The following is a 15,640-nucleotide window of genomic DNA, read 5'->3' as shown; positions in this document are numbered from 1 at the left end:
CCGATCATGACAGTCGAATCCAACTACTCCGGATCGGCGACGGCGACCAGGGCGGGCCGCAGCAGCCGCTCGCCGAGCTGGTAACCGCGACGCATGACCTCGACGCAGGTGGGCTCGGTGACCTCGGCCGAGGTCTGGTGCGCCACCGCCTCGTGCCGGGTCGGGTCGAACGGGTCGCCCTTCTCCCCGAAGGGGGTCAGGCCGAACCTGGTCAGTGCCGTGTTGAGCTGCTCGGCCACGGTGCCGAACGGCCCGACCAGGTCGCCGTGCTCGCGTGCCCGGTCCAGGTCGTCCAGTACGGGCAGCAGCGCGGTCAGCACCTGTCCGGTGGTCTGCTCGGCTGCCACCCCCCGGTCCCGGTCCACCCGCTTGCGGTAGTTGGCGTACTCCGCCGACACCCGCTGGAGGTCCCGGGTCCGCTCGTCGAGCTCGCCGCGCAGTGCCTCCAACTCGGCACCGAGCGGGCCGGGTGCGCCGCTGACCGGCTTTGCCGGGGCGTCCACCACCGCGCCCTCCGGCCCGGTCGGCTGATCCAGCTTCGGCCCTCGGGCCTTACCGTCGGCGAGCTCGACCTCGACCTCGGCGTCCTCGACCAACTCGTCCAGGATCGGGGTGTCCGACTCGCCCACCAGTTCCTCGTCGTCGTCCGACTCGTCCGGCTGCCCTGGCTCGACCCCGTTCACCCGCGCCTCGACATCCGCCGGATCGGCGTCGTCGGTGGCCGGGTCGGACCCGTTGTCGTGCCGATCGATCTTCCGATTGTCCCGGATGACAACCCGCTCGCCAGCCTGCTCCTGCGCCGGGCCGGAGCCACCCGGCGTCGACCCGGTGGTCTCCGGGTCGGCGGCTTGTGGCTTCTCCGTCATGACTTCTCCTCGCTCCGCTCGTCCAGACCCCGGTCCACGGGACCGGGCTGGGCGATCACCCTGCGCTGTTCGGCCACGCGACTACCTCGCGCCGATGAGCGCCGAAGGCAGCGCCGGTCCCGACCGCACAGGGGCGGCCGGGCCGGCGTGGTGGCGACGGGTCACTTCTTGTCGTCCTCGTCGACGATCTCGGCGTCCACGACGTCGTCCGGACCGCCGGCCGGCTTGCCGGTCGGGCCGGCACCGGTCGCGCCGGCACCCGCACCCGCGGCACCGGGCTGCTCGCCCTGGTCCGCCTGCTGGGCGTAGAGCAGCGAGCCGGCCTGCTGGGAGACGGTGGCCAGCTTCTCGTGCGCCGACTTGATCGCCTCCAGGTCGGTGCCGCCGAGGGCGCTGCGCAGGTCACCGAGGGCCTCGTTGATCTGGTCGCGGGACTCGCCGGGGAGCTTGTCGCCGCTCTCGGCCAGGAACTTCTCGGTCTGCCACTGGAGCTGCTCGGCGACGTTGCGGGTCTCCGCCTCCTCGCGGCGGCGCTTGTCGTCGTCCGCGTGGTCCTGGGCGTCGCGCATCATCCGCTCGATGTCGTCCTTCGGCAGCGCCGAGCCGCCGGTGATCGTCATCGACTGCTCCTTGCCGGTGCCCAGGTCCTTCGCGTTGACGTGCACGATGCCGTTGGCGTCGATGTCGAAGGTGACCTCGACCTGCGGCACGCCGCGCGGCGCCGGCGGCAGCCCGGTCAGCTCGAAGGTGCCGAGCTTCTTGTTGTAGGAGGCGATCTCGCGCTCACCCTGGAAGACCTGGATCAGCACCGACGGCTGGTTGTCGTCCGCCGTGGTGAAGACCTCGGAGCGCTTCGTCGGAATGGTGGTGTTGCGCTCGATCAGCTTGGTGAAGATGCCGCCCTTGGTCTCGATGCCCAGGCTCAGCGGGGTCACGTCGAGCAGCAGGACGTCCTTGACCTCACCCTTGAGCACACCGGCCTGGAGCGCGGCACCGACCGCGACGACCTCGTCCGGGTTGACGCCCTTGTTCGGGTCCCGGCCGATGAGCTGCTTGACCAGCTCGGAGACGGCCGGCATCCGGGTGGAGCCGCCGACCAGGATCACGTGGTCGACGTCGGCGACCTTGACACCGGCGTCCTTGATCGCCTGCTCGAACGGGCCCTTGGTGCGGTCCAGCAGGTCCTGCGTCATGCGCTGGAACTCGGCCCGGGTCAGGGTGGCGTCGAGGTGCAGCGGGGCCGACGGGGCACCGTCGGTGGCCGCCGGACCGGCGGTGATGTACGGCAGGTTGATGCTCGTGGTGGTCGCCGCGGACAGCTCGATCTTGGCCTTCTCGGCCGCCTCGCGGAGCCGCTGCATCGCCATCTTGTCCTGGGACAGGTCGACGCCGTGCTGGCCACGGAAGGTCTTGACCAGGTGGTCGATGATCCGCTCGTCCCAGTCGTCGCCGCCCAGGTGGTTGTCACCGCTGGTCGACTTGACCTCGACCACGCCCTCGGCCAGCTCCAGCAGCGACACGTCGAAGGTGCCGCCACCGAGGTCGAAGACCAGTACGGTCTGCTCCTTGGAGCCCTTGTCCAGCCCGTAGGCCAACGCCGCCGCGGTCGGCTCGTTCACGATCCGCAGTACGTTGAAGCCGGCGATCTCACCGGCCTCCTTGGTGGCCTGCCGCTGGGCGTCGTTGAAGTACGCCGGAACGGTGATCACCGCGTCGGTGATCCGCTCGCCCAGGTACGCCTCGGCGTCCCGCTTGAGCTTCATCAGCGTGCGCGCCGAGATCTCCTGCGGGGTGTACTTCTTGCCGTCGATGTCTACCGACCAGTTGGTGCCGACCTCCCGCTTGACCGACCGGATGGTCCGGTCCGGGTTGGTCACCGCCTGGCGCTTGGCGACCTCACCGACGAGCACCTCGCCGTTCCGGGCGAACGCGACGATCGAAGGAGTCGTCCGCGAGCCCTCGGCGTTCGCGATGACGGTAGGCTCACCGCCTTCGAGAACGCTGACGCAGGAGTTCGTCGTGCCGAGGTCGATGCCGACCGCACGTGCCATCTTTGCTTCCTCGCTTCGTTACTAGGCAGGTGACGGGCACCGCCCGCAGCACACCCACCGCAAGTTGAGTGGACCGGACTCAATAGTGCCACGATGATCCCAGGCGTCAAGTTGGAGTTGAGTCACATCCACGCAACCTCGGCCGATCGGCCCGCTGAGCAGGGCCGAATGCCGGCCGTCACCACATCGGTACGGACGGACCGACATGGGTGCCTGTTGTCTGTCTTGCATGCATCAGGCAGGCTTTACCCGTGACGACGCACGGCGATCCCGCCAGCGGTCCCGGCGCGCCCGCCATCGTGGAGAAAACTCCCACAATTTCCGAATCTTCCTCTCAACCGTCTACTGACCGGGCACCCGAGGAGCAACCGATAGCCGGCACCGGCGACACCGGGCCCACGGGAGCCCGTACCGGGACGGCAGTGCCCGAAGGCACCCATCGTGCACCCGTTGTGCACGAGGTGACCTGGCGGGCAGCAGACGGTCCGGAGGTCGCACAGGACACCGAACCCGACCTGCGACCGGCGCTGGCGCAACTGCGTACGGCGATCACCGAGACGACGTACCCGCTGGTCCTGCCGTCGGCCGACGAGGCCCGGCAGGTCGGCTCGGCGGTGGCCGCGCAACTCGACGACTACCTGCTGCCGCGCCTCGCCCGGCTCGACGCACCGCTGCTCGTGGTGGTCGGGGGCTCCACCGGCGCCGGCAAGTCGACCCTGGTCAACAGTCTGGTCCAGGCCCGGGTCAGCGCCACCGGAGTGCTCCGGCCGACGACCAGGGCACCCGTCCTGGTCTGCAACCCGAGCGACCTGGCCTGGTTCCGGCAGGGCGAACTGCTGCCCGGCCTGACCCGTACGACCGACGCCAGTGACGATCCCGGCACGCTGCAGCTCATCGCGGCGCCGGCCCTCGCCCCCGGCCTGGCCTTCCTCGACGCGCCCGACATCGACTCGGTGGTCGACGCCAACCGGGCCCTCGCCTCGCAGCTCCTCGCCGCCGCCGACCTGTGGCTCTTCGTCACCACCGCCGCCCGGTACGCCGACGCCGTCCCGTGGGAACTGCTCCGCACCGCCCGGCTGCGCGGCACCGTGATCGCCCTCGTGCTCGACCGGGTCCCCCGCGAGGCCGCCGACGAGGTCGCCGACCACCTCACCGAGATGCTCACCGAACAGAAGCTGGGGGCGGCACCGCTGTTCGTCCTCCCCGAGACCCCGGTCGACGGGCAGGGCCTGCTGCCGGAGCGGTACACCGCGTCGCTGCGGTCCTGGTTCGCCCGCCTGGCCGGCGACGCCGACGCCCGCGCCGCGGTGGTCCGGCAGACCCTCGACGGCGCGCTGACCGCCCTGCGGCCGGCGGTCGCCAGCCTGGCCACCGCCGCCGACGACCAGGCGGCCACCGCCGACGACCTCGCCGAACGCGCCCGCGCCGCCTACCGGGCCGCCCGGCGTACGGTCGAGAACGGGCTCCAGGACGGCCGGCTGCTCCGTGGCGAGGTGCTCAACCGCTGGCAGGAGTTCGTCGGCACCGGTGAACTGTTCCGCACCCTGGAGGCGCGGATCGGCCGGCTCCGTGACCGGGTCGTCGCGGCGGTCACCGGGCGCCCCGCGCCGGGCCGGCAACTCCAGAACGCGATCGAGTCCCAACTCGTCAACCTGCTACGCGGAGTCGCCGCCGAGGCCGCCGAGGGGGCGTACAACGCCTGGCACACCCATCCGTCCGGGTCGGCGCTGCTCACCCCGGCTCTCGGGCGTCCAGGGGTGGACCTCCCGGACCGGGCGGAGCGGCTGATCCGGGACTGGCAGCGCGGCGTACTGGAGCTGGTCCGGGCCGAGGCCGGTGACAAACGGTTCGTCGCCCGTACCGCCGCGTACGCGGTCAACGCGATGGGGCTCGCGGTCATGGTGGCGGTCTTCGCCTCGACCGCGTTCATCCCGACCGGGTTGGAGGTCGCCGCGGCCGGCGGCACCACCGTCGCCGCGCAGAAGGTGCTCGAAGCGATCTTCGGTGACCAGGCCATCCGTACCCTGGCCGCCCGCGCCCGCCGCGACCTGCTGGTCCTGGTCGACCGGCTGCTGGACGAGGAGATGGCCCGCTACCTCGACCAACTCGCGACCGTCGAGGTCGGCGAGGAACCCGGCGCCCGGCTGCGCGCCGCCGCCGGGGCGGTCGAACGCGCTCGGGCCCGGACCAGCCTCACCACCGGCGGCCCGGAGGGAGCCCGGTGAGCAACCTCGCGGGCAAGGTACGCGACGCGCTGCGCGGCGGCCGGCTGATCGACGCCGACCGGCTGCTGAACCGGCTGGAGGCGATCGACCGGTTCCGGCGCGCCGTCGACGGGCTGCTGCCGGAGAAGCCCCTCGGCGCCGCCCACACCCTGGTCGAACGGGCCGAGGCCCGGCTCGCCCTGTCCCGGGACCACACCGTGGTCGCCCTCGCCGGTGCCACCGGCAGCGGCAAGTCGAGCCTGTTCAACGCGCTCGCCCGGTGGGAGATGTCCCCGGTCGGGGTACGTCGACCGACCACCGGCGTCACCCACGCCTGCGTCTGGGGACCCCTGACCGGCGCCGCCAAGCTGCTCGACTGGGTCGGCGTGCTCCCCCGACACCGGTTCGTACGGGAGAGCGCCCTCGACGGCGACGACGAGCTGGCCCTGCACGGCCTGGTCCTGCTCGACCTGCCCGACTTCGACTCGGTCCAGTGGGCGCACCGGGCGGAGGTGGACCGGCTGCTCGGCCTGGTCGACCTGGTCGTCTGGGTGGTCGACCCGCAGAAGTACGCCGACCGGGTGGTGCACGCCAACTACCTGCGCGACTTCAAGCGGCACCAGGACGTCACCGTGGTGGTGCTCAACCAGTCCGACCGGCTGCCGCCGGCCGACGTGCCCCGGGTGGTGGCCGACCTGCGCCAGATCCTCGCCCGCGACGAGCTCGACCAGGTGCCGGTGCTGGCCACCTCGACCCTCAACCAGGCCGGCATCGCGGACCTGCGGGCCACCCTCGAACGTACGGTCGCGGAGCGGCAGGCGGCACTGAGCCGGCTCTCCGCCGACGTGGACGTGGTCGTCGACGAACTCGCCGAACTGATGGGTCCACCGGCGAACGAGAACGACATCGACCGGCGGACGATCCGCCGGCTCACCGAGGCGCTCGCCGGCTCGGCCGGGGTGCCGGCGGTGGCCGAGGCGACCCGTCGGGCGTACGTGCACCGGGCCGGCGCGGCCACCGGTTGGCCGGTCGTACGCGGCTGGCGGCGGCTGCGCCCCGATCCGCTACGCCGGCTGCACCTGCCCGGCCCCGGACGGGACGACACCCCCGCCGTCGACTCCGGCACCGGATCCACCCCGGTCGGGGTCACCTCGCTGCCCGACCCGACCGCCGCCCAGCGGGCCGCCGTCGGGCTGGCCGTACGGGCGATCGCCGACCAGTCCGGAGCCGCGCTCCCCGAGCCGTGGACGGCGGCGGTGACCGCCGCGGCCCGGTCCCGCCTCAACGACCTGCCGGACGCGCTCGACCGGGCGGTGGCCGGCACCGACCTCGGGATGGGGCGTAGCCCGCTCTGGTGGCGGATCGTCGGCGGGGTGCAGTGGCTGGCCATCCTGGGCGCGTTGGCCGGGCTCGGCTGGCTGGTGGTCGGGTACGCGCTGCGGGCGCTGGGCCTGCCTCCGCTGGACTACCCGACCGTCGGGGTGGTGCCGATGCCGACCGTCCTGCTGCTCGGCGGGCTGCTGCTCGGGGTGATGGTCGCCCTGCTGGTCAAGCCGATCATCGGATTCGCGGCGCGGCGGGCCGGTGGACGGGCCGAGGAGCGGCTGCACGCCGCCGTCTCCGAGGTGGGCAAGGAACTCGTCGTCGCGCCCGTACGTGAGGTGCTGCGCCGGTACGCCCAGGCCCGCGAGGCGCTCGCCCTGGCCACCTCCTCCCGGTGAGCGGGCAACCGTGGGCGCCCTGCCGGTGAGCCGGTGGGCGGGGCCGGTGGTGCGGGCCGGTCTGGTCCTGCTCGGTGTGCTGCACGTGTCGTGGGGCATTCCCGCGGTGGCCGCCCCGCGCTGGTTCTTCGACCACTTTCCCGGTTTCGGGCAGACCTGGACGGCCGCGTACCCGCCGTTCAACGTGCACCTGATGACCGATGTCGGGGCGGCATTCCTGACCCTGGGCGCGCTCCTGCTCGCCGCCGCCTGGCTGGCCGACCGGCGGGTGACCAGGGTGGTACTCGGCGGGGTGCTGCTCTTCTCCGCCCTGCACCTCGCCTTCCACCTGTCCCATCACGGGACGCTGGCCGGCGGCGGGCTGGTCGCCAGCCTTGTGTCGCTCGCTCTGGGCGTACTCGCGCCGGGCGCGCTGCTGGTACTCACGAGGTGGCCGCGGGCGTAGGGTCGGAGCCATGGCGACGCCTCAAACCCCCTACGACGCGGTGCTGCACGCCGCCCGCGACGTAACCAAGCTGGACTGCGCACTGGATGCCGAAATGCTCGGCGCGGCACTTCTGGGCAGTGTCTACGCGATCGCCGACGAAGACCGCAGCACGGCCGTACGCGAGTTCGTCGGCGGTTTCCTCGCCGCGACCTCGCGGCGGCGGACGGCCGCCGCGACCACCATCCGGAACGTGTTCGCCACCCTGGTGCCGGACGCCGAGGGCGCGGCCACGGTCAAGCAGGGCGCGTCCGCGCCGTCGTGGTCGGGCCAGCTCGGCAAGGTCCGGCTCACCGGCAGCTACGCCTACGGCGACGTGTACGGCGACCAGACGTCCTACCTCGCCACCTTCGCGTACGACGACGGTGAGGCGGGCGGCCCGGAGCATGCGGTGGTGGCCCTGGTCGACCACAACATCGGGATCACCAAGGACGTCTTCGTCGGCGGGCCGGCCGAACGCATCCTCGGTCAGGTACGCGAGATGTGCGCCAACGACGAGCTGACCTGGTTCCGGGAGGAGGAACCGCGCCGGTTGCGCCGCGAGGTGGACCGCTACCTGGCGGTGACCGACGAGCTCGGGGACCTGCCGGCGGAGGGCTCCCTCGCCACCGATCGGGCCCTGGTCGGCGCCCGGCTGGCGCTGCTGCCGGCCTCGGTGCTGACGGCCGTGCCGGACGAGCCGGAGCCGCTGTCGTCGGAGCAGCGCTCGGCGCTGGTCCGGGCCTTCCTCGACTCACCGGAGGCGGCCCGGTTCGGGCTGGCCGACGTGCCGGAGGCCGACCTGGCCTCGCTGCACTTCTGCCTCAGCCTGGTGCTGGACCACTCGGCGAGCTTCCCGGACGCGGACCCGATGCGGTGGAGTCCGGCGGTTGCCGGCCTCTTCCTGCTCGACTGGGTCCACCGCCGCGCGGTGCTCGACATGGACGACGCGGCCATGCTGCCCCGCGCGGTACGCGCCTGGGCCGCCTACGCCGCCCGTCGGCGTGGCCTGCCGGAGTCGGCGGTGCCGCAGACGGACGAGGCCATCGAGGAGATGGTGCCGGAGTTCGCCCGGCTCTACAGCACCGGCGAGCGGCGCAGCCCGGCGACGGCGGCGGTGGCGCAGTTGATGGCGGACGGGGTGGACCCGGACGACCCGGACGCGCTCGACGCCTGGATCGAGGCGAACCGCCAGCGCCTCGGCGAGGAACCGGCCTAGCAACCGAACTTGAAAAGCGGGTACGGGGCGACGCTTCTGCGCCGCCCCGTACTCCGTTTCCGTGCTGACTAGCTGGCGTACCCGTGATCGTCGTGCAGTCCGCCGCCACCGCCGGCCGGGGCGGTCGAGCCGCTCGCCGGTCCGTTGGTCGGGGCGTTCAGGCTGCGGGTGTCGAAGGCGTACGTGACCACGGCGTGCGCGACCGCGTCGGACATCTCGTCGATCGCCTTCTTGCTCACGTTGCTGATGTTGTCGCAGGCCTGGTGGTAGCAGACGTCGTACGCGACTCCGGCGGTCCCGCCGTAGACCGCCGCCTCGGCCTCGGTCTTGACCAGTTCGGCACCGGTGAACAGGCCACCGGAGGGAATGTCGACCCCGGCCGCGATGAACGGGCCGTAGTCACTGCGGCCGGAGAACGGCGTCTCCGCCGACGCCAGCCCCTGGGACTCGAAGTAGTCGTGGAAGAGAGCCTCGATCGCCCCGGAACCGGGCGGTCCGACCGCCGAACCGGTGCCCGGCGGGAAGGCCGAGTTGTCACCGTCGTAGACGAACCGTACGTAGTTCGGCGAGCCGACCATGTCGAAGTTCAGGTAGAGCGCGATCTTGTCCCGCTCCGCCTGCGGCAGGTTGGCGATGTAGTACGTCGAGCCGACCAGGTTGGACTCCTCGGCGCCCCAGAGCGCGAACCGTACCTTGTTCTTCGGGTGCAGCAGGCGCATCTGCTCGGCGACCTCCAGGATCGCTCCGCTCCCGCTGCCGTTGTCGTTGATCCCCGGCCCCTCGGGCACCGAGTCGAGGTGCGCACCGGCCATCACCACGTTGTTCGGGTTGCCCCACCGCGACTCGGCGATCAGGTTCTCGGTGGTGGCCATGCCCCGGAAGGTGTCCGTACGCACCCGCAGGGTCAGTCCACCCGGGACCTGGCCGACGAGTTCCTGACCGAGTGCCTGGGTCACCCCGACCGCGGCGAAGTTGGCGGTGAAGGTGTTGCCGAGGGTGCCGGCCAGTGCTCCGGTGGTGTTGTTGTAGACGACGATCGCCGACGCTCCGGCGGCTGCCGCGGCGAGCGCCTTGTCGCCGAACGGGCAGGTGCCCCGGCTGACCAGGACGATGGTGCCGACGTTGGCCGGGCCGAAGGCTGCCGCCGTACATCCGAACTGGTCGCTAACGGGTACGGAGGCCGGCGCGGTGACGTCGGCGCTGCCCGAGTAGCTCATGATCCGGTGTTCCAGTGCGCCCGGTGCAGGGGATACCCGGTCCAGTTCGGACGGACTGTTGATGAGGAAGGTCTGGAAGTCGAACGCCTGCCGGGTGGTCCGGTAACCGGCCTTGCGCAGCACCTTCTCGGCGTAGTCGACGGACTTGTTGTAACCGGGTGAGCCGGAGGCGCGGTTGCCGCCGTTGCGGTCGCTGATCTTCTGGAGTTCCTTGAGATGGTGCAGTACGCCGTTGGCGGTGACCGCCTTGCGTACCAGCCAGGACTGGAAAGCTCCCGACCCGCCGCCGGTGGCCTGTGCCGGCGGCGCCGCCACGACCACGCCCACCACCATCGCGGTGCCGGCGGCCAACAGGCGACGACGCCAGGTACGACTGGATTGAGCCACACTGCCCTCCCGTTCGGGTCGCCCGGGGGTGACCCGGAATCGAATCGAAGAGGATCAGCATAGTCAGTCGTCACTGCCTGGTGATCGGCCGAACCGACAGCTCAGGAGCGCGCCGGAGACGGTCGGCGCCGACCGGCCCGTCGCATCTCGCGACGCCCGCTCGCCCGCCGAGGACCCTCAGGCGGGCAGTGCCGTCAGGCCGGTGACCGCCGCCCTCGGGGCCGGAATCGGCGTCGGCCGGACGGACGGCGCCGGCACGGGGGTACCGGTGCCGGTCGGCGCGGGCGTCGGACCCGGCGGGTCGCTTCCGGTCGGTGCGGGCGTCGGACCCGGCGGGTCGCTCTCGGTCGGGTCCGGTGCGGGACTGCCGGTCGGTTCCGGGGTCGGGTCGGGTGCGCTCGCGGTCGGCTCCGGGGTCGGGGCGATGCTCGGATCGGGTACCGGACTCAGGGTCGGCTCGGGACTCGGGGTCGGTTCCGGGCTGGGGGTCGGCTCCGGGGTCGGACCGGCGGTCGGCTCCGGTGACGGGCTGACCGTCGGCTCCGGGGTCGGGCTCACGGTCGGCTGCGGGGTCGGACCGGCGGTCGGGTCCGGCGGGCCGGTCGGGGACGGCTGCGGGGCCGGGCTCGACCCGGTGGGTTCCGGGCTCGGCGGTGGCACCGGGGGCGGTGCCGGCGGGCGGGTCGGCTGCGGGGCCGGCCGGGGCGGGTGACCCGGCTCGGGCCGCGCCGGTCCGGGACCCCGGGTCGGCCGGTCGGCCGGGTCCGGGGGCTGCCGCAGCACCGACGGGGTGATCCGGGCCTCGGCGGCCGGCGGCAGGGCGCCCGGCAGGGCCGTCGGCGGGAGCGGCAGGACAACCGGCCCCTCGGACGGCGGGGCGATGAACGGCATGGTGCCGGTCGGTGTGGTGCCGCCGACGGTGGCCGAGCCGGCGCTGATCGCGGCGATGATCGGCAGCGACGAGGTGCTCGCCAGCAGGGTGACGATGAACAGGTAGCGCCGGGTCGGCCCGGCGAGCCCCTCCGCGCGGTGGGCGCCGGTGGCGCGGCGGGTCGCGGGCGGGGGGCCGGACCGCCGGTGGCGGGGCGGCAGCGAGGGTACGGGGTCGGCACCGTGATCCGGCACGGGCGTCCTCCTCGTCCTGTCGACCGCACCGGTAAGCGCGCCTGACGCCGGCACCGGCGATATCGAGGTCATACGACATCACCGGCACCGACGTACGGCGGCGTCAACCGGGCGGGGCGGCGGGGAAGAACTCTCCCTACCGCAGCGGTAGCACCGCCACATACAGTGACGTAGTAACGCTTTGTTGGCTAGCCCCCCACAGCGTGTCAATTTTTGAAGTTTGGTGCCGACGCTCCCTACAGTCATAAAAGGGACAGGACTCCATGAAGGCGACGTCCGTCGATCACTGGTCGAGGCCGAGCTGTGGGCGCGCTCACCACCTCTGCAAATATGGACCTGACGGCAACGCAGCCAAGGTCTCCGCGTACCCCGCGGCAGGCGCGGCTCGGCGCCGGCAACTCCCGAACCTGGTTCGGCCAGAATCCGGTTCACGCCGCGCGGCAACCCCCACCGGGGCTAGGCGTGGCGGCCACTACCCGGTCCGGCAGCAGCCGGGCGGGCGCAGGAGCTGCGCGGTCGGGAAACCCCCGAGGCCGACGCACACACGACAGGGAGAAGACGGATGGCGAGAGGCGACGGCGGGGCCACGGCCCGCGGCAAGCGGGCCGCACCCAGGGCTGCAAAGCCGGGGGCGAAGAGCACGGGTGATCCCAACCTCGTGCAGCTGCTCACCCCGGACGGTGACCGGATCGACTCGGCCACGGGACCGGACGGGACCGAGTACCGGGTCGACTTCACCGACGAGGAGTACCGCGGGCTCTACCGCGACCTCGTCCTGGTGCGCAAGCTCGACGCGGAGGCGACCGCACTGCAGCGTCAGGGCGAGCTGGGCATCTGGGCCAGCCTGCTCGGCCAGGAGGCCGCCCAGGTCGGTTCGGGCCGGGCCCTGCGCACACAGGACATGGCGTTCCCCACCTACCGCGAGCACGGCGTGCTCTACTGCCGCGGGATCGACCCGATCATGCCGCTGGGACTCTTCCGCGGCGTGGACCAGGGCGGTTGGGACCCCAACGAGTTCAAGTTCAACATGTACACGATCGTCATCGGGGCACAGACCCTGCACGCGACCGGCTACGCCATGGGCATCAGCATGGACGGCAAGATCGGCGGCGACGAGGGCGAAGCGGTCATCGCGTACTTCGGTGACGGGGCGACCTCGCAGGGTGACGTGAACGAGGCGTTCGTCTGGTCGGGTGTGTTCAACTCGCCGATCGTCTTCTTCTGCCAGAACAACCAGTACGCGATCTCCGAGCCGCTGGAGCGCCAGACCCGCGTCCCGCTCTACCAGCGGGCCGCCGGCTTCGGCTTCCCCGGCGTACGGGTCGACGGCAACGACGTGCTCGCCACGTACGCGGTCACCCGCAACGCCCTGGACAACGCGCGCAACGGACAGGGACCGACCCTGATCGAGGCGTACACGTACCGGATGGGTGCGCACACCACCACCGACGACCCGACCCGCTACCGGATCGCCAGCGAGGTCGAGGCGTGGCGGGCCAAGGACCCGCTGGCCCGGATGAAGGCGTTCCTCGAGAAGCAGCAGATCGCCGACGAGTCGTTCTTCGCCGACATCGACGAGCAGGCCAAGCGGGAGTCCCTGCACCTGCGCGAGCGGGTGCTCGCCATGCCGGACCCGGAGCCGCTGACCCTCTTCGACCACGTCTACGCCCACGGCTCGCCGCTGCTCGACGCGGAACGTGAGCAGGCAGCCCGGTACCTGGAGTCGTTCGAAGGGAGTGCGCACTGATGGCCACCGAAACCCTCACCCTGGGCAAGGCACTCAACCTCGGCCTGCGGCGCGCACTGGAGCAGGACCCCAAGGTCATCATCATGGGCGAGGACGTCGGCAAGCTCGGCGGCGTCTTCCGGATCACCGACGGCCTGCAGAAGGACTTCGGCGAGAACCGGATCATCGACACCCCGCTCGCCGAGTCCGGCATCATCGGCACCGCGGTCGGCCTGGCCATCCGCGGCTACCGGCCGATCTGCGAGATCCAGTTCGACGGCTTCGTCTACCCCGCGTACGACCAGATCGTGTCGCAGGTGGCGAAGATGCACTACCGGTCGCAGGGCAAGGTCAAACTGCCGATCGTGATCCGGATCCCGTACGGCGGCGGCATCGGTGCGGTCGAGCACCACTCGGAGTCGCCGGAGGCGTACTTCTCGCACACCGCCGGGCTCAAGGTCGTGAGCTGCGCCTCCCCCCAGGACGCGTACTCGATGATCCAGCAGTCGGTGCTGTCGGACGACCCGATCGTCTTCCTGGAGCCGAAGCGCCGGTACTACGAGAAGGGGCCGGTCGACGTCGACGCCCCGCTCGCCGACGCGTACCCGCTGCACGCCACCCGTCTGGTGCGCGCCGGCCGGGACGCCACCGTGCTCGCGTACGGGCCGATGGTCCGGACCGCCCTGGACGCGGCCACCGCCGCCGAGGAGGACGGCCGGGACCTGGAGGTCTTCGACCTGCGTTCGCTCTCCCCGCTGGACCTGCGCCCGGTCTACGACTCGGTACGCCGGACCGGTAGGTGCGTGGTGGTGCACGAGGCCCCCGGCAACCTGGGCCTCGGCTCGGAGCTGGCCGCGCGGATCACCGAGGAGTGCTTCTACTCGCTGGAGGCGCCGGTGCTGCGGGTGACGGGGTACGACACCCCGTACCCGGCCGCCCGGGTCGAGGAGGACTACCTGCCGACCCTCGACCGGGTGCTCGACGGCGTCGACCGCACCTTCGGATGGTGAGCTAATGCCACGGATCGAACAGTTCAACCTGCCCGACCTGGGCGAGGGCCTGACCGAGGGCGAGATCCTCAAGTGGCTGGTCTCGGTCGGCGACACGATCGAGCTCAACCAGCCGATCGTCGAGGTGGAGACCGCGAAGGCTGCGGTCGAGATCCCGGCGAAGTGGGGTGGCGTCGTGCACGCCATCTTCGAGGCCGAGGGTGCCGTGGTCGAGGTCGGCGCCCCGATCATCCAGATCGACACCCAGCCCGGCGCCGGACCGCTCGGCCCCGGTGACAACGGTGGCCTGCCCGTCCCGTCGGCCGAGGCACTGGCCGCGGTGGAGATCGCCCCGGCCGAGGGCGCGATCGAGCCCGGAATGATCGGTGGTCCGGCACCGGGTGGGCGTACCGCCGTCCTGGTGGGTTACGGACCGAAGACCGGCGCCGCCAAGCGGAGGCCCCGCAAGGGTGCGGAGCCGGTGGCCGCGGCAGCTCCGGTGCAGGCAGCTCCGGCGCCGGTGCGGCAGCCCGTTCCTGCTCCGACACCGGCCCCGACACCGCAGGTGCAGCCGGCGCTGGTGGGCGGTGGGCCCGTGCTCGCCAAGCCGCCGGTGCGCAAGCTCGCCCGGGACCTGGGAGTGGACCTGTCCGTGCTCGCCGGGTCGGGACCGCTCGGGTCGATCACGCGCGAGGACGTACACCGGGCCTCGGCCGGCGCCGCGACGGTGGCCGAGCCGACGGTGACGACGGTGACCGGGTCCTCGGCCCCGGCCTTCGGACCCGACCGCGAGCAGCGGATCCCGGTGAAGGGGGTACGGAAGCTGACCGCGGCGAACATGGTCGCGTCGGCGTTCACCGCACCGCACGTCACCGAGTTCCTGACCGTCGACGTGACCCGGACGATGAAGGCGATCGACCGGCTGCGGGCGCTGCCGGAGTGGCGGGAGGTGCGGATCTCCCCGCTGCTGCTGGTCGCCAAGGCGGTCCTGCTGGCGGTCGGTCGGCATCCCCTGGTCAACTCGACCTGGGCCGGCGACGAGATCGTGGTCAAGGAGTACGTCAACCTCGGCATCGCGGCGGCCACCGAACGGGGGCTGATCGTGCCGAACATCAAGGACGCCGGTCGGCTCTCCCTGCGGGAGCTGGCGGACGCGATGACCGGGCTGGTCCAGACCGCGAAGACCGGTCGTACGGCACCGGCCGACATGTCCGGTGGCACCTTCACGATCACCAACGTGGGGGTGTTCGGGGTCGACACGGGTACGCCGATCCTGCCGCCGGGTGAGTCCGCGATCCTGGCCCTCGGCACCATCCGGGACACCCCCTGGGTGCACAAGGGCAAGATCAAGGTACGTCAGGTCACCACGCTCGGCCTGTCGTTCGACCACCGGATCATCGACGGCGAACTCGGGTCGAAGTTCCTGCGCGACATCGGCGCGTTCCTGGCCGATCCGGAGGCGGCACTGCTCGCCTGGACCTGATCGGCGCCCGAAACCGCGCCTGATCCGACCGGATGTCCGGTCCGGCTCGACGGCAAGAGGTACCGCGCCAACCGGCCGGTGTGCCCGGGGTTAACTCCGGGGGCACCGGCCGTGTCGTTTAGGCAACCTGAAACGTCGGCCCAATCGCCTCTCAACCTTCGATTGTTCGGTCAGTGTCGCAGCTCACCT

General features: G+C 71.8%; 11 protein-coding genes. 7 read left to right on the top strand and 4 right to left on the bottom strand.

The genetic code is table 11. From position 1 onward, the window contains the following. Window positions 1-23 precede the first annotated feature (23 nt). Entirely contained in the window at window positions 24-866 is an 843-nt protein-coding gene (gene grpE, locus OIE47_RS14450) for a nucleotide exchange factor GrpE (protein WP_326562002.1), read from the bottom strand. 161 nt (window positions 867-1,027) lie between these two features. Further along, complete coding sequence (gene dnaK, locus OIE47_RS14445) at window positions 1,028-2,917, bottom strand: molecular chaperone DnaK (protein ID WP_326562001.1); 1,890 nt, start codon at window positions 2,915-2,917, stop codon at window positions 1,028-1,030. A gap of 251 nt (window positions 2,918-3,168) precedes the next feature. Here dnaK and OIE47_RS14440 point away from each other — a divergent pair, with 251 nt between their 5' ends. Genes OIE47_RS14440 through OIE47_RS14425 form a run of 4 tightly spaced genes read left to right on the top strand, consistent with a single transcriptional unit; the run spans window position 3,169 to window position 8,524 of the window. Further along, window positions 3,169-5,142, top strand: a complete 1,974-nt coding sequence (locus OIE47_RS14440; protein ID WP_442792094.1) for an ABC transporter — start codon at window positions 3,169-3,171, stop codon at window positions 5,140-5,142. Next, window positions 5,139-6,842 (top strand): GTPase, encoded by a 1,704-nt coding sequence (locus OIE47_RS14435; RefSeq protein WP_326562000.1) that lies wholly within the window; start codon window positions 5,139-5,141, stop codon window positions 6,840-6,842. Before OIE47_RS14440 ends, OIE47_RS14435 begins: the two co-directional genes overlap by 4 nt. Before the next feature lie 10 nt (window positions 6,843-6,852). Then, complete coding sequence (locus OIE47_RS14430; RefSeq protein ID WP_326561999.1) at window positions 6,853-7,287, top strand: hypothetical protein; 435 nt, start codon at window positions 6,853-6,855, stop codon at window positions 7,285-7,287. A gap of 10 nt (window positions 7,288-7,297) precedes the next feature. Beyond that, a complete protein-coding gene (locus OIE47_RS14425; protein ID WP_326561998.1) occupies window positions 7,298-8,524 on the top strand; it encodes a hypothetical protein in 1,227 nt (408 codons plus the stop codon). A gap of 68 nt (window positions 8,525-8,592) precedes the next feature. On the opposite strand, the gene OIE47_RS14420 is transcribed toward OIE47_RS14425, so the two are convergent. Next, the gene (locus OIE47_RS14420; protein ID WP_326561997.1) at window positions 8,593-10,128 is read right to left on the bottom strand and encodes a M28 family metallopeptidase; all 1,536 of its coding nucleotides are present in this window, start codon (window positions 10,126-10,128) and stop codon (window positions 8,593-8,595) included. Between the two features lie 177 nt (window positions 10,129-10,305). Beyond that, entirely contained in the window at window positions 10,306-11,253 is a 948-nt protein-coding gene (locus OIE47_RS14415; RefSeq protein WP_326561996.1) for a hypothetical protein, read from the bottom strand. Between the two features lie 562 nt (window positions 11,254-11,815). Here OIE47_RS14415 and pdhA point away from each other — a divergent pair. From pdhA to OIE47_RS14400, 3 genes are read left to right on the top strand one after another with little or no spacing between them, the layout of a single operon-like run. Then, complete coding sequence (gene pdhA / locus OIE47_RS14410) at window positions 11,816-13,000, top strand: pyruvate dehydrogenase (acetyl-transferring) E1 component subunit alpha (protein ID WP_326561995.1); 1,185 nt, start codon at window positions 11,816-11,818, stop codon at window positions 12,998-13,000. Next, entirely contained in the window at window positions 13,000-13,989 is a 990-nt protein-coding gene (locus tag OIE47_RS14405; RefSeq protein WP_326561994.1) for an alpha-ketoacid dehydrogenase subunit beta, read from the top strand. The genes pdhA and OIE47_RS14405 overlap by 1 nt, the downstream gene beginning before the upstream one ends. A gap of 4 nt (window positions 13,990-13,993) precedes the next feature. Continuing rightward, window positions 13,994-15,451 carry a dihydrolipoamide acetyltransferase family protein gene (locus OIE47_RS14400; RefSeq protein ID WP_326561993.1) on the top strand — a complete coding sequence of 486 codons (1,458 nt, stop codon included), beginning with the start codon at window positions 13,994-13,996 and terminating at the stop codon, window positions 15,449-15,451. The last annotated feature ends 189 nt before the right edge of the window (window positions 15,452-15,640 follow it).

The organism is Micromonospora sp. NBC_01796, assembly GCF_035917455.1.
Classification (GTDB): domain Bacteria; phylum Actinomycetota; class Actinomycetes; order Mycobacteriales; family Micromonosporaceae; genus Micromonospora_G.
The sequence above is the reverse complement of the archived record's forward strand: the minus strand, read 5'-3'. Positions and strand labels throughout refer to the sequence as shown.